24 protein-coding genes are annotated in these 21914 nt (G+C 75.4%); 16 read left to right on the top strand and 8 right to left on the bottom strand.

All coding sequences use genetic code 11. The features are described 5' to 3' along the window. Nucleotides 1–98 precede the first annotated feature (98 nt). The 13 genes from AB0C76_RS30610 to AB0C76_RS30550 all read left to right on the top strand — a co-directional run bounded on the left by AB0C76_RS30610 (nucleotide 99) and on the right by AB0C76_RS30550 (nucleotide 13243). On the top strand, nucleotides 99–1637 hold the full coding sequence (locus AB0C76_RS30610; protein WP_359971802.1) for a phage tail sheath family protein: 1539 nt from the start codon (nucleotides 99–101) through the stop codon (nucleotides 1635–1637). A 45-nt stretch (nucleotides 1638–1682) separates the two neighbouring features. Continuing rightward, entirely contained in the window at nucleotides 1683–2123 is a 441-nt protein-coding gene (locus AB0C76_RS30605) for a phage tail protein (protein ID WP_359971800.1), read from the top strand. Further along, nucleotides 2120–2599, top strand: a complete 480-nt coding sequence (locus AB0C76_RS30600) for a hypothetical protein (RefSeq protein WP_359971798.1) — start codon at nucleotides 2120–2122, stop codon at nucleotides 2597–2599. The genes AB0C76_RS30605 and AB0C76_RS30600 overlap by 4 nt, the downstream gene beginning before the upstream one ends. Beyond that, nucleotides 2596–2754 (top strand): DUF6760 family protein, encoded by a 159-nt coding sequence (locus AB0C76_RS30595; RefSeq protein WP_359971796.1) that lies wholly within the window; start codon nucleotides 2596–2598, stop codon nucleotides 2752–2754. The genes AB0C76_RS30600 and AB0C76_RS30595 overlap by 4 nt, the downstream gene beginning before the upstream one ends. Before the next feature lie 2413 nt (nucleotides 2755–5167). Then, the gene (locus AB0C76_RS30590; RefSeq protein ID WP_359971794.1) at nucleotides 5168–5686 is read left to right on the top strand and encodes a hypothetical protein; all 519 of its coding nucleotides are present in this window, start codon (nucleotides 5168–5170) and stop codon (nucleotides 5684–5686) included. 68 nt (nucleotides 5687–5754) lie between these two features. Beyond that, entirely contained in the window at nucleotides 5755–6180 is a 426-nt protein-coding gene (locus AB0C76_RS30585; protein ID WP_359971792.1) for a phage tail protein, read from the top strand. Nucleotides 6181–6223: 43 nt separating this feature from the next. Beyond that, nucleotides 6224–6946 carry a LysM peptidoglycan-binding domain-containing protein gene (locus AB0C76_RS30580; protein WP_359971791.1) on the top strand — a complete coding sequence of 241 codons (723 nt, stop codon included), beginning with the start codon at nucleotides 6224–6226 and terminating at the stop codon, nucleotides 6944–6946. After that, nucleotides 6943–8721, top strand: coding sequence for a VgrG-related protein (locus AB0C76_RS30575; RefSeq protein ID WP_359971789.1), 1779 nt, complete (start codon nucleotides 6943–6945; stop codon nucleotides 8719–8721). Before AB0C76_RS30580 ends, AB0C76_RS30575 begins: the two co-directional genes overlap by 4 nt. A 67-nt stretch (nucleotides 8722–8788) precedes the next feature. Beyond that, nucleotides 8789–9100, top strand: coding sequence for a PAAR domain-containing protein (locus tag AB0C76_RS30570; RefSeq protein ID WP_359971787.1), 312 nt, complete (start codon nucleotides 8789–8791; stop codon nucleotides 9098–9100). Then, a complete protein-coding gene (locus AB0C76_RS30565) occupies nucleotides 9097–9519 on the top strand; it encodes a GPW/gp25 family protein (protein ID WP_359971785.1) in 423 nt (140 codons plus the stop codon). The genes AB0C76_RS30570 and AB0C76_RS30565 overlap by 4 nt, the downstream gene beginning before the upstream one ends. Beyond that, nucleotides 9519–11483 carry a putative baseplate assembly protein gene (locus tag AB0C76_RS30560; protein WP_359971783.1) on the top strand — a complete coding sequence of 655 codons (1965 nt, stop codon included), beginning with the start codon at nucleotides 9519–9521 and terminating at the stop codon, nucleotides 11481–11483. Before AB0C76_RS30565 ends, AB0C76_RS30560 begins: the two co-directional genes overlap by 1 nt. Beyond that, entirely contained in the window at nucleotides 11480–12052 is a 573-nt protein-coding gene (locus AB0C76_RS30555; RefSeq protein WP_359971781.1) for a phage tail protein I, read from the top strand. The genes AB0C76_RS30560 and AB0C76_RS30555 overlap by 4 nt, the downstream gene beginning before the upstream one ends. Before the next feature lie 240 nt (nucleotides 12053–12292). Further along, nucleotides 12293–13243, top strand: a complete 951-nt coding sequence (locus tag AB0C76_RS30550) for a zinc-ribbon domain-containing protein (protein WP_359971780.1) — start codon at nucleotides 12293–12295, stop codon at nucleotides 13241–13243. Between the two features lie 22 nt (nucleotides 13244–13265). On the opposite strand, the gene AB0C76_RS30545 is transcribed toward AB0C76_RS30550, so the two are convergent. Next, complete coding sequence (locus AB0C76_RS30545; RefSeq protein WP_359971778.1) at nucleotides 13266–14732, bottom strand: hypothetical protein; 1467 nt, start codon at nucleotides 14730–14732, stop codon at nucleotides 13266–13268. Nucleotides 14733–14872: 140 nt separating this feature from the next. On the opposite strand from AB0C76_RS30545, the gene AB0C76_RS30540 reads away from it, so the two are divergent. Together AB0C76_RS30540 and AB0C76_RS30535 are read left to right on the top strand one after the other, a co-directional pair. Beyond that, nucleotides 14873–15556, top strand: a complete 684-nt coding sequence (locus AB0C76_RS30540) for a TOPRIM nucleotidyl transferase/hydrolase domain-containing protein (RefSeq protein ID WP_359971776.1) — start codon at nucleotides 14873–14875, stop codon at nucleotides 15554–15556. Nucleotides 15557–15656: 100 nt separating this feature from the next. Then, nucleotides 15657–16175: a ferredoxin gene (locus tag AB0C76_RS30535; RefSeq protein ID WP_359971774.1), complete on the top strand. Its 519-nt coding sequence runs from the start codon at nucleotides 15657–15659 to the stop codon at nucleotides 16173–16175. 20 nt (nucleotides 16176–16195) lie between these two features. Here AB0C76_RS30535 and AB0C76_RS30530 read toward each other — a convergent pair whose 3' ends face one another. Continuing rightward, the gene (locus AB0C76_RS30530) at nucleotides 16196–16984 is read right to left on the bottom strand and encodes an SDR family oxidoreductase (protein WP_359971772.1); all 789 of its coding nucleotides are present in this window, start codon (nucleotides 16982–16984) and stop codon (nucleotides 16196–16198) included. After that, a complete protein-coding gene (locus AB0C76_RS30525; protein WP_359971770.1) occupies nucleotides 16981–17403 on the bottom strand; it encodes a VOC family protein in 423 nt (140 codons plus the stop codon). Before AB0C76_RS30525 ends, AB0C76_RS30530 begins: the two co-directional genes overlap by 4 nt. A gap of 45 nt (nucleotides 17404–17448) precedes the next feature. Between AB0C76_RS30525 and AB0C76_RS30520 the strand changes: the two genes are divergently transcribed. Beyond that, nucleotides 17449–18141, top strand: coding sequence for a GntR family transcriptional regulator (locus tag AB0C76_RS30520; RefSeq protein WP_359971768.1), 693 nt, complete (start codon nucleotides 17449–17451; stop codon nucleotides 18139–18141). 39 nt (nucleotides 18142–18180) lie between these two features. On the opposite strand, the gene AB0C76_RS30515 is transcribed toward AB0C76_RS30520, so the two are convergent. The 5 genes from AB0C76_RS30515 to AB0C76_RS30495 are packed head-to-tail and all read right to left on the bottom strand — an operon-like array spanning nucleotide 18181 to nucleotide 21836. Beyond that, nucleotides 18181–18393 (bottom strand): ferredoxin, encoded by a 213-nt coding sequence (locus tag AB0C76_RS30515; RefSeq protein ID WP_359971766.1) that lies wholly within the window; start codon nucleotides 18391–18393, stop codon nucleotides 18181–18183. Further along, nucleotides 18390–19664, bottom strand: a complete 1275-nt coding sequence (locus tag AB0C76_RS30510; protein ID WP_359971764.1) for an NADH-ubiquinone oxidoreductase-F iron-sulfur binding region domain-containing protein — start codon at nucleotides 19662–19664, stop codon at nucleotides 18390–18392. Before AB0C76_RS30510 ends, AB0C76_RS30515 begins: the two co-directional genes overlap by 4 nt. Further along, nucleotides 19661–20353: a ferric reductase-like transmembrane domain-containing protein gene (locus AB0C76_RS30505; RefSeq protein ID WP_359971762.1), complete on the bottom strand. Its 693-nt coding sequence runs from the start codon at nucleotides 20351–20353 to the stop codon at nucleotides 19661–19663. The genes AB0C76_RS30510 and AB0C76_RS30505 overlap by 4 nt, the downstream gene beginning before the upstream one ends. Next, nucleotides 20350–21363 (bottom strand): FAD:protein FMN transferase, encoded by a 1014-nt coding sequence (locus AB0C76_RS30500; protein ID WP_359971760.1) that lies wholly within the window; start codon nucleotides 21361–21363, stop codon nucleotides 20350–20352. The genes AB0C76_RS30505 and AB0C76_RS30500 overlap by 4 nt, the downstream gene beginning before the upstream one ends. After that, nucleotides 21360–21836 carry a hypothetical protein gene (locus AB0C76_RS30495; protein ID WP_359971759.1) on the bottom strand — a complete coding sequence of 159 codons (477 nt, stop codon included), beginning with the start codon at nucleotides 21834–21836 and terminating at the stop codon, nucleotides 21360–21362. The genes AB0C76_RS30500 and AB0C76_RS30495 overlap by 4 nt, the downstream gene beginning before the upstream one ends. Nucleotides 21837–21914: the final 78 nt, after the last annotated feature.

Genomic DNA, 21914 nt, shown 5'->3' with positions numbered 1-21914 from the left:
GTCCTCCCTGCCCCCGGTCCGGGACCGCCGGACATGTCCCCGGGCGCCGCGCGGGCAGCAGACTCGGGGGCGACCGACCGCCACCCGAAGGAGCGCGAATGCCGTCGTACCTCACACCGGGCGTGTACGTGGAGGAGGTCCAGTCCGGTGCCCGCCCGATCGAGGGCGTCGGCACGGCCGTCGCCGCGTTCGTCGGCTTCGCCGAGGCCGGCCCGTTCCACGAGCCCACGCTGGTGACCAACTGGGACCAGTACGTCCAGCGGTTCGGCGGCTTCACCGAGGGCACCTACCTCGCGCACGCCGTGTACGGCTACTTCGCCAACGGCGGCGGCTCGGCCTACGTCGTCCGGGTCGGCGACCCGGCGCGGCGGGCCCCCGGTGTCGTGCCCGGCCCGGTGGCGCCGCCGCCCGTCGCCGTCTCGGGCCTCCTCTTCTCGGCCCTGCCCGGCGCGGGCGGCGACGTGTCGGTCGAGATCGCCGACGCGGAGGGCGAGAACGTCCCCGAGGACCGGTTCCGCGTGCTCGTGCGCAAGGGCGCCGAGGTCGTCGAGACGTACGACGTCTCGACCCGCCGGAACACCAAGGGCTACGTCGTCACCCAGCTGCGCGAGTCGAAGCTGGTCGCGGTCGCCGAGCAGCCCGGCGCCGCGCCGAGCCGCCCCGAGCGCCTGACCCACGCCCTGGCCGCCGCTCCGGCACCCGCACCGGCCCCGGCCCCGCCGGCCCGGCTCGACCCGGCCGAGTACGTCGGCGACGCCGCGGCCAGGACCGGCTTCTCGGGCCTGGAGGCGATCGACGAGATCACGATGGTCGCCGTGCCCGACCTCATGAGCGCCCACCAGCGCGGCGACCTCGACGACGAGGGCCTGCGGACGGTGCAGCTGGCGGTGATGTCGCACTGCGAGCAGATGGGCGACCGGATCGCCGTCCTCGACCCGCCGCCCGGCCTCAACGCCCAGCAGATGCGCACCTGGCGCAACGACGAAGCCGGCTTCGACTCCCGCTACGCCGCGCTCTACTACCCGTGGATCAAGGTCTTCGACCCGGCCACCGGCCGGAACGCGCTGGTCCCGCCGAGCGGGCACGTCGCCGGGGTGTGGGCGCGCAGCGACGCCGAGCGCGGTGTGCACAAGGCGCCGGCCAACGAGGTCATCCGGGGCGCGGTCGACCTGGAGATCCGCCTCAGCAAGGGCGAGCAGGACCTGCTCAACCCGATCGGCGTCAACTGCGTCCGGGCGTTCCCCGGGCGCGGCATCCGGATCTGGGGCGCGCGGACCCTCTCCTCCGACCCCGCGTGGCGGTACCTGAACGTGCGTCGGCTCTTCAACTACCTGGAGGAGTCGATCCTGGTCGGCACCCAGTGGGTGGTGTTCGAACCCAACGACGACCGGCTGTGGTCCAGCATCCGCCGGAACATCACCGCGTTCCTCACCGAGGAGTGGCGGCGCGGCGCACTGTTCGGCCAGACCGCGGCCGAGGCCTTCTACGTCAAGTGCGACCGCGACAACAACCCGCCGGAGTCGATCGACCTCGGACAGGTGATCTGCGAGATCGGGGTCTCGCCGGTGAAGCCCGCGGAGTTCGTGGTGTTCCGGCTCGCCCAGTTCTCCGACAGCACGAGCCTCGTCAACGAGTGACCGGCACCGTCGGCACCTACGGGAATGGGAAGGTGACAGCACGCCATGGCTGAAGGCGATCCGCTCTCCACACACATATTCGGCGTCCAACTCGGCGGTTACAACGTCGAGTCGGTCAAGGAGGTCAGCAACCTCACGGTCGAGCAGGACGTCGTCGAGTACAAGCAGGTGACCCAGGAGGGCAAACTCATCGTCCGCAAGCAGCCCGGTGCCCGGCTGCCCGGCGAGGTGACGATCACCCGCGGCCTCGACAAGAGCAGCGCGTTCACGAACTGGATCAAGGAGACCCTCAACAACGGGGCGATCAACACCGCGCGCCAGAACCTGACCATCGAGGTCAAGGACACCACCGGTGCCACCCTGCGCCGCATCCAGCTCACCAACGCCTGGGCGAGCCGCTGGGAGGGCCCCACGCTCAGCGCGGGCGAATCGAGCCCGGCGACCGAGACCGTGACCATCGTGTTCGAGGAGATCTCGGTCGAGTGAGGCGGAAGATCGGTCTGGACGAACTGCTGGAACGGGCGCCCGCCGCCCAGCAGGGCGGCGCGCCGCAGCAGCAGGTCCCGGGACCCGTCGGCGCCCGGGAGCGGGCGCCGCACAGCGAGTTCGAGTTCGAGCTGCCGCTCGGGTACGTGGACGACGAGGGCACCGTCCACCGGTACGGCACGATGCGCCGGGCCACCGCCCGCGACGAACTGATGCCGCAGATCGACCTGCGGGTCAAGGAGAACCCGGCCTACCTGAGCGTCGTGCTGCTCAGCCACGTCATCACGCGGCTGGGCGACATCACCGACGTGCACGCCGGCGTCGTCGAGCGGATGTACGCCACCGACGTGGCGTTCCTCCAGGACCTCTACCACCGCGTCAACAGCGAGGGCCACACCCGCGCCGCCGTGACCTGCCCGCACTGCGACGGCGCCTTCGAAGTCGACCTCGCCGGTGGGCGCCTGGGGGAATCGTGACGTACGCGCCTGCTCGGCTGCACGAGGAGATCGCGTACATCGCCTACCACTTCCACTGGCAGCGCGAGGACATCCTCGACCTGACCCACCACGAGCGCCGGCAGTGGGTGCGCGAGATCGCGCGGCTCAACACCCGGATCAGCGAGGGTGGGTGAGGGGCTGATGGGTCTGCGGGACCGGTTCGGGCGGCGACGGGGAGATGGTCCTGAAGGGGGCGCGGGGGTCGCCGCCGCTGCTGCCGGCGGTGTCGAGCGGCGGCGCCCGGCGTCGGGGGACGGGGGATGGCGCGAGGTGGCGCCGTTGGTCCCGACCCTGGGCGGGGCGGCGCGTGGCGTCAGTGACGGTCTGAACTTCCGTGCCAGGCTCGCCTCTTGGCAGGATCCCTCGCTGTGCGGGCCGCTCGGGCACGCCGTCCTCCCGGGCGCTCCCGTGGGGATCCTGCGGGCGGTGGCGGTACCGGGCTCCCCGTCGACGGTCGGGGGCGCGGACGAGCTCGTGCTGCCGGACGTGTGGGGCGCGGGCGCGGCGGAGGAGCCGGGGCAGCCGAGGGATGCCCGGCCGGCTCAGCGGCTGCTTCAGCGTGCTGTCCCGGTGCGGCGGCTTCCCGCACGGGCGGTGCAGCGTGCGGTGCGGGCGGGTGCGCCGGAGCGGCGGGCCGTTCCGGAGGGTGCCGACGCCGGTGGCGTGTCGACGTCCGGCCTGGTGCCGGGTGTGCGGGAGTCGGCTGTGCCGACGGCCGGCACGCCCGCGCCGGGTGCCGGCACCGTGCCCGAGCGCGGGAACGACGAGGTGCGCTCGGTCGGCGGTGCGGTGCGGCTGCGTCCCGTCGGTGAAGCGCTGACTGTCGCGCGGCGTCCCCGCGGCCTGTCCGTGCGGCCCGTCGCGGTCGTACGCGGTTCGGGCGGGACACCGGAGGCCGTCGGCGAGCCGTCGAGCCGGGGCGGGGGCGGGCCGCGACCTGCGGCTGCTGCGGGCAGCGAGGCTGCTGCTCGTTCCGTGCCGGCGCCGGAGAGGCAGGCCGAAGGGCCGGTCCAGCGTGCCGCCGTGCCGGGCGAGGGCGGAGCTGCCCGCCCGGTCCTCGGCGAGCCCATGGCGTCGCTGCCCGCGAGCGCCGCCCCTTCGGCCACTGCCGCTCCGCAGGCCGTGTCGGGCGCGCCGGCCATGCCCGTGATCTCCGCTGATACGGGACGCACCGGCCCGGTGGCGGGCGCACCCGCGGAGGCCCCCGACCGGGGCGGCCCGGTGCCGTCGCGTTCGCGGGGTGGGGCGGTCCGTGAGGTGTCTGTGCCGGGTGTGCCGTCCGAGGTGCCGTCGCGTTCGCGGGGTGGGGCGGTCCGTGAGGTGTCTGTGCAGCGTGCGCCGTCCGGGGCGCCGTCGGGACGGTCCCGGCCCGACCCGGTTCCCGCTCGCATGCGAGGGGGCTTGGGCGCGCCCCTCGACGCCTTGCCGCCGACGGCCGCTGCGCCGGGTGACGCTGCCTCGCCGCCCGGTGGGCGAGGGCCTGTCGGGCGAGTTGGCGGGAGGGCGGCGGAAGAGGGCGCGCCCGCCGCTGCGGCCGCGCCGGGCGGCACTGCTCCACTGCTCGGTGGGCGACGGCCGGTCCGGCGGGTCGTGGGCCCGGCTGCGGGGAAGGCGCTGGAGCGGGGCACGGCGGCATCCGGCGAAGGACTGCCCGTACAGCGTGCCGTCGACGGCACGACCGGGATGGCAGCAGGCCTACCTGACGACGAACGGCCGGTGGGCCGGGACGGCCGGGTCGCCGACGGCCGACGCGCCGGTGACGCGGACGTGACGGGTGGCTCGACCGTCCGGCCGTCGACGGCCCCCGCGTCCCGGCCCCGTGACCGGTATCCCGTTCCGCTCGGAGACGCCGCCGGCCCGGCGGCTCCCGCTGTGGTTCCGGTTCGTCCGGTCGGTGGCGGTCGCGCTGTGCAGAGAGACGCCGAACCCGCAGGCCCCAGACGAGGGTTGCTCAGTGCTCACCGCATGACCGTCGCCCTCGTCGGGCCGTCGGCGACGACCGGCGGCACCGCTCCCGCCACTCCCGTCGCAGCACCCGCCCCGCCGGTGGTTCCGGCGGCCTGGCCCCGTGCGCTCGGGGCGCGGACCGGGGCCCAGGCGGCGGATTCCGCGAACGGCCGGACCGATCGACCCTCCTCGCAGGCGAGTTCGGTGCGGCGGGGCGACGCGGTGGCCGTGCAACGTTCGCGGTCGCGAGGCTCGTCGGAGGACAGAGAGGAACGCGTGGCAGTCGATCGCCCCTTGCCATGGGAGAGTTCGGCCTCGTCCGGGGCCCCCGGCCGAACGGCGCCGACGGTCGGCCGGACAGCTGCGAATGACGCGGCCGATCCGGGACGGTCGTCAGGCAGGCGCGGGATCGCTGCGGCGGTTCAACGGTGGCGTTCCCGACGGTCGTCGGGACCCGGCGGCAGGACGGCTGTGCAACGACCGGGCTCCGTGCGCTCGTCGGAGCACGGCGACGATCGGCCGGCGCTCCCGGGGAGCTCGACGCTTCCCCTCGGGGCACCGGTCGTAGCCACACCTGCCGCGCTGCCGCTGAGCACCGTCATGAGCACCCGCGAACCCGCCCCCGCACCGCACCCGACGCCCACCGGATCCGGTCCGTCGTCCGCTGCGGTGACCGCCCGGCGCCTTCCGCTGGTCCGGCCCGTGCCCGTCGCGGCCCCGGTGCTCCAGCGGCTGCCCGCCATTGCCCGGATCCCGCAGCCCTCCCCGGCGCAGCCGCCCGCTGCGCCGCCTCAGCCCGTGGCGCAGCGGACCCTGCCGGCCGCGCCCCCGCCGCCCGTCTCGGCGCAAGCGCTCCAACGGGTGGCCGCGCAGGCGGGTCTGTCCGGGGTGCCGCTGACCGCCGTACCGGCGCGGAAACCGGCCACCGTCCAGGCCTCTGCGCCGTCGCCGTCCCAGGCGGCCCCACCCGAGGCGGCCCCACCCGAGACGGCCACCCCCGGTCCTGCCGACCTCGACGACCTGGCCCGACGCCTCGTCGAACCGCTGGGCCGCCTGCTGCGCACCGAGCTGCGCAGGGGCAGGGAGCGCGCCGGGAGGCCGTACGACATGCGCCGCTGACCGGGGACGGCAGCAGGCCGGACGCAGGAAGCAGACCGCCGGAAGCACCAGGGGACGGGAACGGACCGATGACCGACAACATCTTCGCGAGCAGCGTGTTCTTCAGCCTGACCATCGGCGGCAACGACCTGGGCGACTTCGCCACCTGCTCTGGGCTCGGCGCCCAGGTGGAGATCGAGCAGTACGCGGAGGGCGGCAACAACGGGTTCGCGTGGCAGCTGCCGGGCCGCATCACCTGGTCGAACATCACGCTGACCCGCGCGGTCACCGCGGACACCGCCAAGATCGCGCGCTGGCTGGGGGAGATCGTCCGGAGGGTCGAGCCGAAGGACGGCGAGATCGTGGCGCTGCGGCCGGACCTGAGCCGGATCGTGGGCTGGCAGGTGCTCGGGATCGTCCCGGTGCGATGGGAGGGCCCGTCCTTCGACCCTTCCGACTCCCAGGCCGCGATGGAGACCCTGGAGATCGCCCACGCGGGCCTGCGCCCGTCCTGACACGTGGCCCGAACCCGTCCCGTCCACCAGAGGAGCAGCAAGGATGTCCCCCGCGGTCCCCGCGAGCGTCACCCGGGCCCAACTGACCATCATGGAGCCCCCGTCCACGGTCGGTGCCCAGCCCAGCGGGGTGATCGCGCGGCTTCCGCTGCAGTTCAACCCGGCGACCCTGGTGCTGCGCAAGACGACGGAGTGGCGGCGCACACCGTCGCGGATGGCGGGGCAGTCGGCGCTGCCCGAGTTCGTCGGCAGCGGGCCGCGGTCGCTCTCGCTCGACGTGTTCCTCGACTCGACGGCGACGCACGACAACTCGGTGGAGCGGGCGGTGGAGCAGCTGATGACGGCGTGCGTGCCCACCCCGACGAGCCTGGCGCGCAAGACGCCGGCCAGCCCGTGGATCCGGCTGGACTGGGGCACGTTGAAGACGACCTCGTTCAACGGGGTGCTGACCGGCCTCTCCGTCACCTACACGCTCTTCGACGTCGACGGCAATCCGCTGCGCGCGGTCTGCTCGCTCACGATCGACGAGGCCAGCGTCGACCCGGCCGGCCAGAACCCGACCTCGGGATCGCCGGAGGCGCGCAGCACCCACCGGGTGATCGCGGGCGACACGCTGCCGCTGCTCGCCTGGCGCGCCTACGGGGACGCGACGGCCTGGCGCACGATCGCGGAGGCCAACGACATCGACGATCCGCTGGTCCTCGTTCCCGGCGCGGAGCTGATCGTGCCGGGGACCGACGAACTCACCCGGGGAGGGCACGCGTGACGACCCCCGAGGCCCGGGGCGGCCGCCCGTTCGCCGCGGATCCCGTCGTCGAGGCGCCGGGGCCGCTGCCGCCGGCCTGGGCGGCGCAGCTGGTGTCCTGCGACATCGAGGAGAGCGTCGGCCTGCCCGACACCGCCGTCCTGACCTTCCGGGACGCCGACCACGCCTTCCTCACCGCGACCGGGATCACCATCGGCACGAAGCTGCGGGTGTCCGTGGTCACCGTGCAGGGGCACACCCAGGTGCGGCTGTTCACCGGCGAGGTGACGGCGCTGGAGCTGGAGGTGGACACCACCGGCTCGTACACCGTGGTGCGGGCGTCGGCGGTCACGCACCGGCTGATGCGCGGGCGACGGGTGAAGGCGTTCCGGAACATGACGACCTCCGACATCGTCCGCGAGGTCGCGGCGGGCGCGGGCCTGACCTGCGGGCGGGTCGATTCCTTCCCGGTCGTCCACCAGCAGCTCTCCCAGGCGAACGTCCCGGACTGGGACTTCCTCCAGTTCCTGGCACTGGAGAGCGGCGCGCAGGTGCGGGCCGACGACGACGGGCGGCTGGAGTTCGTCAGGCCCGAGCCCGCGTCCGGGGCGCCGGCCCCCTCCACGCCGGCGCCGCAGAGCCCGCTGGTCCTGGAGTACGGCCGCAACCTGCTGGAGCTGCGCGGCGTGCTGACGGGCGGCGCGGGCGCGGACACCGTCGAGGCGCGCGGCTGGAACGTGACGACCAAGAGCGCGCTGGTCGCCGCCGAGCCGTCGGTGACCTCCCTGACGGTGCAGCCGGGCATGAGCCCCTCGGCGGCGGCCTCCGCCTTCGCGGGCCCGGCCCGGCTGACCGTCGCCGACACCCCGTACCGCACCCAGGCCGAGACGACGGCCGCGGCGCGTTCGCTGGCCGCCTCGGTGGCCGCCGGCTTCGGCGAGCTGGAGGCGGTCGTCGAGGGCAACCCGCGGCTGCGGGCGGGCACCGCGGTCGCCCTGGGGAACGTCGGCGCCGCCTTCTCCGGCCGCTACACCGCCACCGGGGTGCGCCACCTCGTCGAACCGTTCCGCGGTTACCGGACCACCGTCGTCGTCAGCGCGTCGCCCGACCGTTCCCTGGCCGGGCTGGCCACCGGCGGCAACGCGCCGCCGCGCGGGCCGCGGATGCCGGGCCTGGCCGTCGCCGTCGTCACCGACGTCCGGGAGCCGGGCGACGGGCGGCGCGGCTGGGTGAAACTGAAGTTCCCCTGGCTGGACGACAGTTACGTCTCCGACTGGGTGCGCACCGTGCAGTGGGGCGGCCACGGGGGCGGCGGCGTGGTGAGCCCCGAGGTCAACGACGAGGTGCTGGTCGGCTTCGAACAGGGCGATCTGGACAGCCCCTACGTGCTCGGCGGGCTCTACAACGGCGTGGACCGGCCCTCGCCGCACGACGTGCCGCTCGTCGACGCGGCCGCCGGGACGGTCAACCGCCGCTCCGTCGTGTCCCGTTCGGGCCACCGCCTGGAGCTGCTGGACGTGCCGGGCGGCCGGTCCGGCGTCCGACTGGCAAGCGGGGACGGGAAGTTGGAGGTCAAGCTGGACCAGCAGAACGGCGAGATCGTGCTCACCGTCCACGGCGCCGGCGGCGCGGGGGGAAGCACGGTTCGCCTCTCCTCCTCCGGCATCACCCTCGACGCGGGCACCGGAGAGGTGAACGTGCGCGGCGGATCGGTGACCGTTCGTGGGACGACGGCCGTCACGGTGGACGGCGGGGCCGAAGCGGTCCTCAAGGGGGCTTTCGTGCACATCAACTGACGGAGCGTCGTGTCAAGGAAAAAGGCCCGCCGGATCCCGTCGGGCACCCTCGGATTGGAGACCGCACATGCCCCCCGCAGCCCGGACCGGCGACCCCACCGATCACGGCGGCGTCCTCGCCACCCCGCCGCCGGGCGCCATCGCCGTGGAGACCGTGCTGATCGGCGGCCGGCCCGCCGCGGTGGTCGGCAGCCTGCACGCCTGCGTCCCGCACGTGGAGATGGGCCCGGCCAACGTCGTCGAGCCCCAACTCGGCACGGTGACCCGGGGAGTGGTCCTCATCGGCGGCCTGCCCGCGGCCCGCATGGGCGACAAGACGACCTGCGGTGCCGCCGTCACCTCCGGGGCGTTCGACGTCCTGATCGGAGGCGTCGCATGACCGGCAACTTCATCGGCCGGGGCTGGGCCTTCCCGCTGCGCGTGAACGCCACCGGTGGCATCGGCATGGTCGACCGTGACCGGGAGCTCGCCGAGGCGATCCGCCTCATCCTCGGCACCGCCCCCGGCGAGCGGCCGATGCGCCCGGAATTCGGCTGCGGCATCCACGAGTACGTGTTCGCCCCCGGCGACAGCACCACCGCCGGACGGATCGCCCGCGAGGTGCGCATCGCCCTCGAACGCTGGGAACCGCGGATCGAGGTCGACGACGTCGCGATCGCCTTCGACAGCGTCGACGAGGGCACGCTCTACATCGACGTCCACTACACCGTGCGCGCCACCAACGACCGGCGCAACCTCGTCTTCCCCTTCTACACCATCCCGGAGTCATCGGACGCCCTCGACGGGAGCGTGCGCTGATGGCCCTGCCCTCCCCGAACCTGGACGACCGCCGCTTCCAGCAACTCGTCGACGAGGCCAAGCGGTACGTCCAGCAGCGCGCGCCCGAGTGGACCGACCACAACGTCTCCGACCCCGGCGTCACCCTCATCGAGACCTTCGCCTACCTCGTCGACCACCTGCTCTACCGGCTCAACCGGGTGCCGGAGAAGAACTACTCCGCCTTCCTCGACCTGCTCGGCATCCGGCTCTTCCCGCCCGCGGCCGCCCGCGCCGACGTCGACTTCTGGCTCTCCGCCGCGCAGCCCGAGACCGTCCTGCTGCGGGCCGGCACCGAGGTCTCCACGCTGCGCACCGAGACCGACGAGGCGGTGGTCTTCTCCACCGCCGAGGACCTCCCGATCGTCCCCAGCTCGCTGGAGCGCCTGGTCACCCTCTCCGCCTCCGGGGAACAGTCCGACGCCACGGACCGGCTGGCCGACGGGACGGACGTGCCGTGCTTCCAGCCGCGCCCGGAGGTCGGCGACGCGATGCTCTTCGCGCTGCCCGCCGTCGTGCCCCGCTGCATCCTGATCGTCCGGCTCGACAGCCGGGTGGAGGGCGTCGGCGTCGACCCGCGCCAGCCGCCGCTGGCCTGGGAGGTGTGGGACGGCGCGCGCTGGACCGCCTGCGAGACCGGCACCGACACCACCGGCGGCCTCAACCGGCCCGGCGAGGTCGTGGTGTTCGTGCCCGCCGGTCACACCGCGTCGGTCGTCGCCGGGCGCCGCGCCGCGTGGCTGCGCTGCCGCGTCACCGAGCCCCGGGCCGGCCAGCCGTTCTACTCGGAGTCGCCGACCGTCCGCCGGGCCGAGGTGTTCACCGTCGGCGGCACCGCGACCGCCGTCCACGCCCAGACCGTCACCGGCGCGTCGCTCGGTACCTCGGAGGGCGTCGCCGGGCAGCACTTCCGGCTCGCCCGGCCGCCGGTCCTGCTCGACGGCGAACCGCCCGTCGTCGAGGCCTCGGCCGGCGACGGCTGGCAGCGCTGGACGGTCGTCGAGCACTTCGGCGAGTCCTCCCCGGCCGACCGGCACGTGATGCTCGACGCGACCACCGGCGAGTTCCTCTTCCCGCCGGCCGTCCGGGAACCCGACGGCACCCTCCGCTCCTTCGGCGCGGTGCCGCCCAAGGGTGCCCACCTCCGGGTCCCGCACTACCGCACCGGCGGCGGGACGGCCGGCAACGTCGCCCGCGGCACGATCACCGTGCTGCGCAGCTCCGTCCCGTACATCGCCCGGGTGGACAACCGGGAGGCGGCCAGAGGCGGCGTGGACGGCGAGACCGTCGAGAACGCCAAACTGCGCGCCCCGCACCAGCTGCGGCTCCAGGAACGCGCGGTCACCGCGGGGGACTTCGAGCTGATCGCCCGCCAGGCCGCGCCGTCCGCCGCCCGGATCAGCTGCGTGCCCGGCGGTGGCGGTGCGGGCGCGGTCCGTGTGCTGGTGGTGCCCGACGCGGTCGCCGACGACGGCGACCGGCTGCGCTTCGAGCAGCTGATCCCCGACGAACAGGTCCTGGCCGCCGTCGCGACGGCCCTCGACGAACGGCGGCTGATCGGCACCAGGATCGCCGTGCAGCCGCCCGTCTACCAGGGCGTCACGGTGGTCGCCCGGCTCACGACCCGCTCCGCGGACCCCGACCGCGTTCGCGACGCGGTGCTCGCCACGCTGTACCGGTACCTCAACCCGCTGCGCGGCGGCGCCGACGGCACGGGCTGGCCGTTCGGGCGGGCGGTCCAGTACGGGGAGGTGTTCGCCGTGCTCCAGCGGGTGGCCGCCGTCACGGGGGTCGAAGAGCTGCGGCTCTTCCCGGCCGACCCGATCACGGGACGCCGGGGCGCGCCCGCCGAGCGGGTCGAGGTGCCGGCGGACGCGCTGGTCTTCTCCCACCAGCACCAGGTGGTGGTCACCGCGGTGGCGCCCGCCGGGGAGGGCGCGTCGTGACGCGTGCCGCCGTCCCCGGTCTGCCGAGCCCGCACCCCATCGGTGAGCTGCTGCCCGCCCTCTTCGCCGACGACGACCTCGCCCAGCGCTTCACGGCCGGCCTGGACACCGTCCTCGCCCCGGTGTTCGCGACGCTGGACAACCTGCCCGCCTACTTCCGGCCCCGCCTCGCGCCGGCCGACTTCCTCGACTGGCTGGCGACCTGGGTCGCGGTGGACGTCGACCCGTCCTGGCCGGACGAGGTGCGCCGCGCGGTGGTCGGGCGCGCGATGGAGCTCCACCGCTGGCGCGGCACCCGGCGCGGGCTCGTCGAGCGGCTGCGGCTGGTGCTGGGAGCCGGGGCCGAGATCACGGACGGCGGCGGCGTCTCCTGGTCGACCGTTCCCGGCGTCGCCCTGCCGCCCGGCGGGGATGGCGAGGTGCTCGTCCAGGTCTGGCCCCTGAGTGGTGCGGAACCGGACGCGGAGCAGGTGCTGGCCGTGGTCAGGGCCGGCTGCCCGGTCCACCTGAACTGCCGGGTGGAGATCCTGCCCGGCCCACCGGGGCTGCCCGGACGAGCGGAGGGCTGACGGATGCCGGTGTGCCCCGAGTGCGGGACGGCCAACGGAGAAGGGGACGACTTCTGCGGCAACTGCGGTGCGTACCTGGGCTGGTCGCGCAGCGCCGCGGCGAAGCCCGCGCCCGCGCCCGAGCGCGCGCCCGGGACCACGCCTGGGCCCGCGCCCGAGACCACGCCTGGGCCCGGTCCCGCGCCTGCCGAGCCCGAGACCGCCCGCACCGAGTCCACCTGGCGAGCGGTGTCGCGAAGGGTGACGCGTGCGAGGAAGGAGCAGCCGCCCGCCCCGCAGGCGGAGGCGCCGCCGCTACCGGTCCCCGAACCGGTCCCCGCCCCCGAACCGCCGCCGACCGTCGAACCGGAGCGCACGCCGACGCCGGATCCCGCCCTCGCTGCCCCTGCCCCTATCCCTGCCCCGCAAGCCGACCCGGTCGCCGTCGAGCCCGCCAAACCCCTCCCGGCCCGCCCCGTCGTCCGCCCCTCCGCGGCCGACGAGCCCTCCGACGGCCCGCCCTGCCCCCGCTGCGGCACGCCCAACCTGCCCGACCGGCGCTTCTGCCGCCGCTGCGCCGCACCGCTGACCCCGATCGCGGCCGCACCGAAGCTGCCCTGGTGGCGCACCCGCTGGCCGTTCCGCCGACGGGCGCGGATCGGCGGATCGGGCAACGCGCTGCGCCGTACCATCGCGCTGCTCGCCCTGGCCGCGCTCGTGACCGCGGCGATCCTGCTGTACCCGGCCGGCCGGCGGGCCTTCGAGGACGTGCGGGACAAGCTCGGCAGCACCGCCCCGATCGCCCCCTCCCGCACCACGGCGAGCGCCGTGGTCGAGGGCCACCCGGCGGCGGCCGCCGACGACGGCCTCACCAACACCTACTGGGGAGCACCCGCGATCGGGGACTCCATCACCTTCGACTTCCGCACCCCGTACCGGCTCGTCGACCTGATCGTCCACACCGGCGGCACCGCGGACCCGCAGCACTTCCAGGAGCAGGCCCGCCCCCTCGTCCTGGCCCTGGACGTCACCTCGTCGGACGGCACCGTGCACCGCCGGCAGGTCACGCTCAACGACCAGCCCGGCCCGCAGACCGTGGCGACCGGGATCAGCGACGTCACCCAGGTGAGGCTCACCGTCCAGGAGGCCGCCGGAACCGCCCCCGGCCGTCCCATCGCCCTGGCGGAGGTGGAGTTCTTCAGACGCGCCTGAGCGCCGTCGCGCCACGTCCCTTTCAGGGCTGGAGCGTCGGGGCGACGAGCGCCGGGACGCTGGACTGCTCCTTGTCGAGGGCGGAGATCAGGTACGTGCCGTCGGGCTGGCGCTGGAGCCGCACGTCCGCGGTGATCCCCATGGGCATCCTGGACCAGCCGTCCTCCGCGGCGAAGGCACAGGTGATCGGGACCTCCAGCTCGACGACATCGCCGGTGAGGTCGCTCGCCCGGGTGTGGCCCTCCGTGGGCGAGGCGGTCGCCCGCATGACCACCGACCAGCCACGGTGTGCGGTCACCTCGTCCGGCCACACCACGCCCTCCAGTGAGCAGGCGTTCAACCCGCCACCAGCGTCGGCCAGTTCGCGCGTCAGGTAGCTGCGGACCCGGCCCAGGACGGCCGTCGGCCCGGTGTCGCCGCGGGACGCGTCGAAGGTGCCCGAGGTGACCGCCCAGGCGATGGCGACGGACTCCGCGTCGCGCGGGTCGACCGTCAGCGGCGGCGTCTGCGCGGCCGGCCGCTCCGTGGACGGGGGTTCCGGCTTCGTCGAATCGGCCCCCGGACGTGAGACGAAGCTGTAGCCGGTCGGGGCGACGGCGACCGCCGTGCCCGGGATCGGCTGGTAGTCCTGATCCTCACAGGGGTTGCACCGGACGCGCTCGCCGAACCCCTTGCCGTAGTCGGTCTCCCAGCCCCTCCCGAGGGTCGTCACCACGGTGCCGCGTTCCTGCCGCACCCCGGAGACGTGGAACGGGCGGTCGCCGTCCTTCAGCGTCCAGGTGCGGTGCTTGCCGTCGACCGAGCCCTCGACCGTGACGACGTAGTCGTAGCTGTGCAGGGCCGCGAGCACGGCGAGGCTGACGATCTCGGGCTTCCCCTGTTCCAGGTAGAGGTACTTGTCGGTGAAGTACGGGGCGAACGACACCGGTCCGGCCGCCGCGATCAGTGCGACCGGGTTGGGGGAGTCCAGGTCGACCCCCATGTCGATCTTCTTGCCCTCGCCCTGCCCGGAACAGTTCACGATCGTGCCGGGCAGCGGGTCGCGGGGCGCGCCGACGACGGTCGCTCGCACCTGCTCGATCGCCACGGTGTGGCCGTTGCCGACCAGCGAGATCGAGAGCGGTGACGCTCCGACGTCCGTACCGCCCTGCGCGTGCGACCAGGCCCGGGCGGCACCGCAGCCCGTGACGGGCGGAAGGTCGGTCGGCCTGACGGCCCTCGGGACCACCGCGGTCGTGCTGCCGTCGTCGTGTTCGGGGTCGTAACGGGCGCTCAACTCCGGCCCGCCGCCTCCGCCCGGCGCGTGCAGCACCCAGTACGTCGTCCCCGCCCCCGCCAGGAGCAGCACGCACACCACGGCCACCAGCAGCCGTCCGCGCAGCCGCCGCCGTCTCGGGCCCAGCGGCACCGACACGGTGCCGCCCATGAAGACGTCGCCGTGAACGGTGCTCCCGCTGATCTCGTTCCGCGTGTCACGCTGACCGTCCAAATGACCCACCCCGTCCGACGGATCCGCGTCACCCACAGTGCGGCGTCGGCCGGGCAAAGGGAAGACCCCGTCCGATCCGCCGGTGCCCCGTCGGGCGAAAATCCGGGGTCGTCCGCTGTTTCGTCTGCTTGGATGCGGCCATGAGCACAGCGGGCCACGGGAGTTCGGCAGGGGACGCGGCGGCCGGCATGACGGCGTTCCGTGACGCGGTCATCGGGTGGGCGGCCGGTGGGCCCGGGGCGGAACGGGCTCGTGAGCTGGCCGGGCGGTTGTCCGTCCGGACGGTCGTGCTGCTCGAAGGGCCGAGCGATGTCGCCGCCGTCGACGCGCTGGCGGCCGGCCGGGGGCGGGATCTCGCGGGGGAGGGGGTCTGCCTCCTGGCGATGGGCGGGGCGATGAGCGTCGGGCGGTTCGCCGGGCTGCTCGGGCCGACCGGGCTGGGGCTCCGGCTGACGGGGTTGTGCGACGAGCAGGAGCGCGGATACTACGACCGCGGCTGGGCGCGGGCCGGTGCCGATCCGCAGGACGTCTTCGTGTGCGCGGCGGATCTGGAGGACGAGCTGATCCGCGCGCTGGGTGTGGACGCGGTGCGCGAGGTCGTGCGGGAGCAGGGCGACTCGCGCACGCTGGAGGTGTTCCTGCGCCAGCCCGCGCAGCGCAGCCGCACCGCACAGCAGCAGTTGCGGCGGTTCTTCGGCACGAAGAAGGGGCGCAAGATCCACTACGGGCACGTCCTCGCCGAGGCCCTCGCGCCGGAGCGCGTGCCCGCCCCGCTCACCGGGCTGTTCGCCGCCCTCCCGACGGCAGGGACCCCGACGACCTGACCCGACGGCAGGTCGCCTCGGCACTGCGGCGGACGGCCGCGAGGTCCGCCGGGTCGACCTCCCCGCGAGCAGGCCGGGAGGGCGGCCCTATGCTCGCGCCGTGACCCTGTACTTCGATCCCACGGCGGCCCTCGGCAAGGACCGCGAGGCGTTCCGGGGCCGCTGGGAGGACCGGCTCTGGCTCAACGTCCCCGGGCCCTTCTACGGCGGCGGGACCGACAACTGCTGGACGGGACGCGTCTCCGCGCCCGAACACGTCCTCTACGGGGGCACGTACCTCGCCGAGTACGTCTACCGCCAGCCCCGGACGGCGGCGGAGGCGGTGCGGCTGGCCGAGGCGGCCGAGTGCGATCCGTTCCTCGGGTACGGCTGTGACGGGGACGCGCACTGGACGCCGGACGCGGTTCGCGAGTGGTGGCGTGACCGCGGCCGGATCACGCGGTACCTGGCCGACCAGGACTGGGACGAGGTCGACTGGGCGCAGCAGGGCGTTGCGGCCGCCGTCCGGGAGTACGCGTCGTACATCGACGGGGGCCTCGCGGGGGACCTGCGGATCTACCTCCACTGGCTGGAGGAGGGCAGGTCCCCCGTGCCCGGCGAACGGCTGCCGGAGTTGTAGCGATCCTGCCTCGGCCCGGCTCAGAGCCGGAGGTGCGAAGCGCCGTTGAGGTCGAGGACCGTGCCGGAGGCCCACGTGGCCTCCGGGGAGGCGAGGTAGAGGACGGCGGCGGCGACCTCCTCCGGGGTGCCGACCCGGCCGAACGGGCTCTGCTCGCGCAGGGCCCGGCCGGACGGCCCGGTCAGGCGGTCGGCGACGCGGTCGGTGGCGGTGAACCCGGGGGCGACCGACGTGACCGCGATGCCGTGCGGGGCCAGGGCGACCGCGAGGGACTGGCCGAGGGCGTGCAGGGCGGCCTTGCTCGCGCCGTACGCGGGGTGGTCCGGCTCGCCGCGGAAGGCGCCGCGCGAGCCCACGTGGACGATCCGGCCGGGCGCGCCCCGGGCGATCAGGTGGCGGGCGACGCAGTAGCCGAGATTGGCCGCGCCCAGCAGGTTGACGTCGACCATCCGGCGCCAGACCCGCTGCCAGTCCTCGTACGACACCTCCGCCACCGGGTGGGCGTTGGCCGCCGAGGTGGCGACGGCGGCGTTGTTGACCAGGACGTCCACCCCGCCGAGCGCGTTCTCCGCGGTCGCGGCGATCCGCTCGGCCGCGTCCGGGTCGGCGAGGTCGCCGCCGACCACGATGTGCCCCTCACCGGGCAGGGCCGCCAGAGTGGCCTCGGCCTGGGCGGCGTCCGAGCCGTAGTGGACGGCGACGCGGTCGCCCCGGGCGGCGAAGGCGTGGGCGACGGCCCGGCCGATGCCCCGGGAGGCACCGGTGACCAGCACGCCCCTCGCCGGGCCCGCGGGGTTCATCGGGCTCATCGGGCGAACATCCGAGACTCGTCGCGGAACGCCTTGAACTCCAGGGCGTTCCCGGCCGGGTCGTGCAGGAACATCGTCCACTGCTCGGCCGGCTGCCCGGCGAAGCGCAGCGTCGGCTCGATGACGAACGCGGTGCCGGCCTCCGTCAGCCGACGGGCGAGCGCGTGGAACGCCTCGGCGCCCAGCACCAGCCCGAAGTGCGGCACGGGGACGGCGTGGCCGTCCACGGTGCCGTGCCCGGGGGCGTCCGGGCGGGGACCGGCCGCGAGGTGCGTCACCAGCTGGTGGCCGTGGAAGTCCCAGTCGACCCAGTGGCCGGTGGAGCGGCCCTCCGGGAGGCCGAGCACACCGCCGTAGAACGCGCGGGCCCGGGCCAGGTCGTCGACCGGGACGGCGAGATGAAACGCAGGACGGGTCATGACCCCACCTTGATCCGTGGCATGTCCGGATGTCAACATTCGAACATGACGGATGAACTCCTGCGGAAGGCGGCCCGGCGCGGGCTCGCCGACGAGTGCGCGGACGCGGTGCGCGACGCGATCTTCGAAGGGCGCTTCCCGCCCGGCGCCCCGCTGCGGGAGGTCGAACTCGCCGATTCGCTGGGCGTGAGCCGCGGCGCCGTCCGCGAAGGCCTCGCGCAGCTCCAGCGCGAGGGGCTGATCCGCACGGGCTGGCACCGCCCGACCACCGTCGTCGAGGCCACGGCCGTCGACGTGGAGGAGGTCTACCGGGTCCGCGCCGCCCTCGACCGCCTGGCCGCCGTCACCGCGATGCGGCGCGCGACGCCGCAGCAGCTCGACGCGCTCGACCGGCTCGTCGACGAGATGGCCGCCGAACTCGCCGCCGGAGCCGGCGTGCCGCGCCTGCTCGCCCTCGACATGGCCTTCCACGACCGGATCTACGAGGCCGCCGGCAACCGCCGCCTCACCGAGGCCTGGCAGGCGGTGCGGTCGCAGGTGTTCCTGTTCCAGCTGCAACGGGTGACCCTGGCCCGCGGCCAGTACCGCGCACTGGTCGTCGACGAGCACCGCGAAATCGCCCGGCTGCTCCGGGCCGGCGGCGCGGAGGACGTGCTCGACCGGCTCGCCGCGGAGCACGTGGACGTGGCGCGGCGCAGCTTGCTGGCGCTGCTCCCGGAGGCCGCAGACCAGGAGTAGGCGACCGTGCGATCCCGCCGGACGGGGGTTGAGCCGGCCTCAGCCCCGGGAGGTGCTCAGCGCCAGGCGCGGGCACGCGCGCACGGCACGACGGACGTGGGCGCGCAGGCGGCGCGGGACGGCGGCGTCGAGCTGGACGGGGTAGCCCCACTCGTCGAGGGCGATCAGCTCGGGGAGGAGCTCGGCGCACTGGCCGTGGCCGGTGCAGGCGATCCGGTCGATGCGGAGTGCCTGGCGGTCGGGGCTGGTCATCTCCAGTCCTCCGTCGGGGTCGCGGGCGGAACGGCCAGGGCCGCGGTGCGGTGGCAGGAGCCGTGGCTCAGGTGGTGGTCGACGTCGGCGCGGAAGACGGCGAGGGCACTGGCGGCGAGCCGGGCGGCGCCGTCCGGGTGCCCGCACGCGCCGCGGCCGGGCAGCAGGCCGACCCGGTGGCGGAGCCGGTCCAGGAGCTCGGGCGTCGCGCGGCCGTCGGCGAGCGCGGTGACGTCCTGCGCGACGGCGGGCAGGCCGAAGCGGCACGGTCCGCATTGCCGGGCCCCGTTGGCGGCCAGGTAGGCGAGGATGCGCGCGGTCTCGGCGAGCGGGCAGGCGTCCTGCGGGAGGGCGGCGATGACGCCGGCGCCGGGTGCGGCGTGCGGGGCGAGGCCCTCGCGGTCGAACGGCCGGCGGAGGGCGTGCGGCAGCGGCAGCCACGTCCCGGCGAAGCCGCCCACGAGGACCGCCTGGAGCGGCCGTTCGGCACCGCCCGCCTGGCGGAGCAGCGTGCCGAGGGGTGTACCCGGGTCGGTTTCGAGGACGGCCGGGCGGCGGACGGCCCCGGTCACCGTGACCAGGACGGTGCCGGGGGAGGCGGCGGTGCCGGCCCGGCGGAACCACTCGGGTCCGTGCCGGGCGATCAGGGCGAGGTGGGCGAGCGTCTCGACGTTCTGGACGAGCGTGGGCCGCCCGCGCACGCCCTTCTCGTGGGTGTGCGGCGGTGCGGTCGTCGGACGGGCCGGGCCGCCGTCGAGCCACTGCACGAGGGCGCTGGACGCGCTGGTCACGTAGCCGTGCGGGGCGGCCTCCACCCGGACGGGAACGGGGTCGAGCCCGGCGGCCCGCCGCTCGTCGACGGCGGCGGCCAGGGCGCGGAGTTGCTCGGGGCGGGTGCGGGGCACGCACAGGTGGACCCGGTCGGCTCCGACGGCGCCGGCCGCGAGCACGGCACCGTCCAGGACGAGGTGCGGGGAGACGTCCAGGAGGGTGCTGTCCTTGCTGCTGAGCGGCTCGCTCTCCATCCTGTTGGCGACGACCACCGCCCGGCCGCGCCAGCGGCGGCGCTGCGCAGCGACGGCCCGCAGCTTGCGGCCGGTGGGGAAGCCGGCGCCGCCGCGGCCGGTCAGCCCGGCCTCCTCGACCGCGGGGATCAGCGCTGCGCCCGCCCGGGGCGCGGGGCCGTGGTGGGCCAGGTGCGCGGCCAGGTCCAGTGGTTCGCCGGTGGCACCGAGCAGCCTCGGGACCGTGTCGAGCGGGGACGTGGTCACCGGGCTCCTCCGAGGGCGGACAGGGAGAACACGGCGGCGCGGTGGGCCCAACCGGGCTGCAGCGGACCGGTGGTGAGGAACACGGCGGCCAGCGCGGGTACGGCCACGGCGGCGAGCGCCCCGCCGGCGCGGACGAGGAGCCGGCCGGGCCCGGCCCGGTACAGCCGCCACCACACGGCGGTCACGACGGCCACCAGGCACGCGGTGTACAGCCCGAGTTGCAGTGGCAGGCGGGTGTCCGAGCCGGTGCCCGCGGCGTGGAACAGCGCGACCGGCCAGGCCGCGTACGCGAGCCAGTGCACCACCTTCCACCGGGCCCGTCCGATGCGCAGGCGCAGGGCGCTGGTGACCAGGACGGCGAGCAGCAGGTCGAACGCGACGGCGCCGAGCCCGAGCCACAGCGGCCGGTAACCGCTGCCGAACGGCAGGACGGCGGCGGCCCAGCCGAGGTGGACGTACGGGTCGACGATCGCGGTGACGATGTGCAGGGCGAGGAAGACGACGGCGAGGACGGCGACGTTGCGGTGGAGCAGACCCACCTCGAACCGCCCGAGCCGCCGGGGCACGGCCCGCCCGCCGACGGCGACGCCGAGGGCGGCGGTCGCGGTGAGCAGGACGAGCGCGACGGTGCCGCCCGCGCGGGCCGCGTACCAGAGGGGGTTGGAGGCGAGCGTGGTGACGGGGTTCATCGGCGGGCTCCGGCGTGCTGGTCGGGCGGTCCGACGAGGCAGTCCGGCCGGGTGCTCGTCGCCGGGCTCCCGCAGGCTCCCGTGGGCTCGTCGGGCCACGCGCCGATGCGGGAGACGGCGCCGTCGTGGTGGACCAGGCGGGCCGGGAGGCCGGTGGCGGCGAGCCAGTCGGGGGCGGCCGGGCCGAGGACGATCGCCGCCGTGCTCGCGGTGTTGGCGTCCACACAGGTGGCGGCGGCCACGGTGACGGTGTGCCAGTGCGGGGCGGCGGGGTGGCCGGTGGCCGGGTCGACGACGTGGTGGACGGTCCGCCCGCCGCGTCGCCACGCGCGGACGGTGGTGCCCGAGGTGGCGAGTGCGCCGGAGGCGATGGCCACCACCGGACCGGGTGCCGTGGCGGCCTGGTCGTCGGCGAGGCCGACGGCCCAGCCACCGGCGGGTGCCGGGCCGGCGGTGGCGAGGTCGCCGCCGAGGTTGACGAGCACGCCGCTGCCGGTGGCGGCCGCGATCCGTTCGGCGGCCAGGTCGGCGGCGAGGGCCTTGGCCGTCGCGCCGAGGTCGAGCGAGGTGCCGCGCGGCACGAGGACGCGCCGGGCCCGCGGGTCCCACGCGATCCTCCGCCGGCCGCTCGCGGGCCGGGCCACCGGCAGCGGCACGGCGTCCTGGGGCCGCAGGACGGCGAACGTGCGGTCGTACCCGAGCCCGATCACGGCCCGGCCGACGGTGGGGTCCACGGCCCCGTCCGTGAGCTCGGCGGCGCGGAGCGCGGCCTGGAGGGCGAGGGCGAAGAGTTCGCCGACCGCCACCGGCCGTCCGGCGGCGGCGTTGACGCGGCTGAGCTCGGAGTCCGGGCGGAAGCGGCTGCAGGCGCGGTCGACGGCGGCGAGCTCGTGCCGCAGGATCCGCTCGGCCTCGGGCAGCGCGCGGTGGTCGACGGTGAGCACGGTCGCGGTGGTGCCCAGGGCGGGGAAGCTCGTCGTACCGCCGTGGGTGGCGTGGCGGCGGGTCACGAGGCGCCGGTCGTGGTCTGCGGCGGCTTCGGGGTGGCGGCCGGGGGCTGCGCCGGCGGGGTGAGCGCGGGGGCGGCGGGGGCGGTGTGCTTCGGCTTCGGCGCGGGCGTCGGCGTGGACACGGGTGCCGGTGCAGGCGCCGGTGGTCCGGACGTGACGTCGGCGCGGGGCGTGGTGGCGCTCGGCACCGGGGCGTCCGCCGGGGTGTCCGAAGGGGACGGCGCATCGGGAACGGGCGCGGGGGACGACGGCGCCTCGGCGGAGGGGGACGCGGGGGCCGGTGCCGCCCCCTGCGCCGGCGGAGGCGCAGCGGAGGTGCCGGGCGCGAGGGCGGCGTAGGCCAGGCCCAGCGCGGTGGAGCCGGTGGCGGCGGCCACGACCGTCCAGCGGGTCGCCGTCGAGACCCGGCGGATCCCGTGGTCGCGGCGCCGGATCGCCGGGTCGGGTGCGGGGTGGGCGCGACGTTCGGCCATGCGGGCGCTCCTCGTGGTCCGGCGGGCTGGTTCGGCGGGCTGGTCCGATGGGCTGGTCAGGCGAACCACGATCCGTCC

The organism is Kitasatospora sp. NPDC048722, from assembly GCF_040650235.1.
In the GTDB taxonomy this organism is placed as follows: Bacteria; Actinomycetota; Actinomycetes; order Streptomycetales; family Streptomycetaceae; genus Kitasatospora.
The sequence above is the reverse complement of the archived record's forward strand: the minus strand, read 5'-3'. Positions and strand labels throughout refer to the sequence as shown.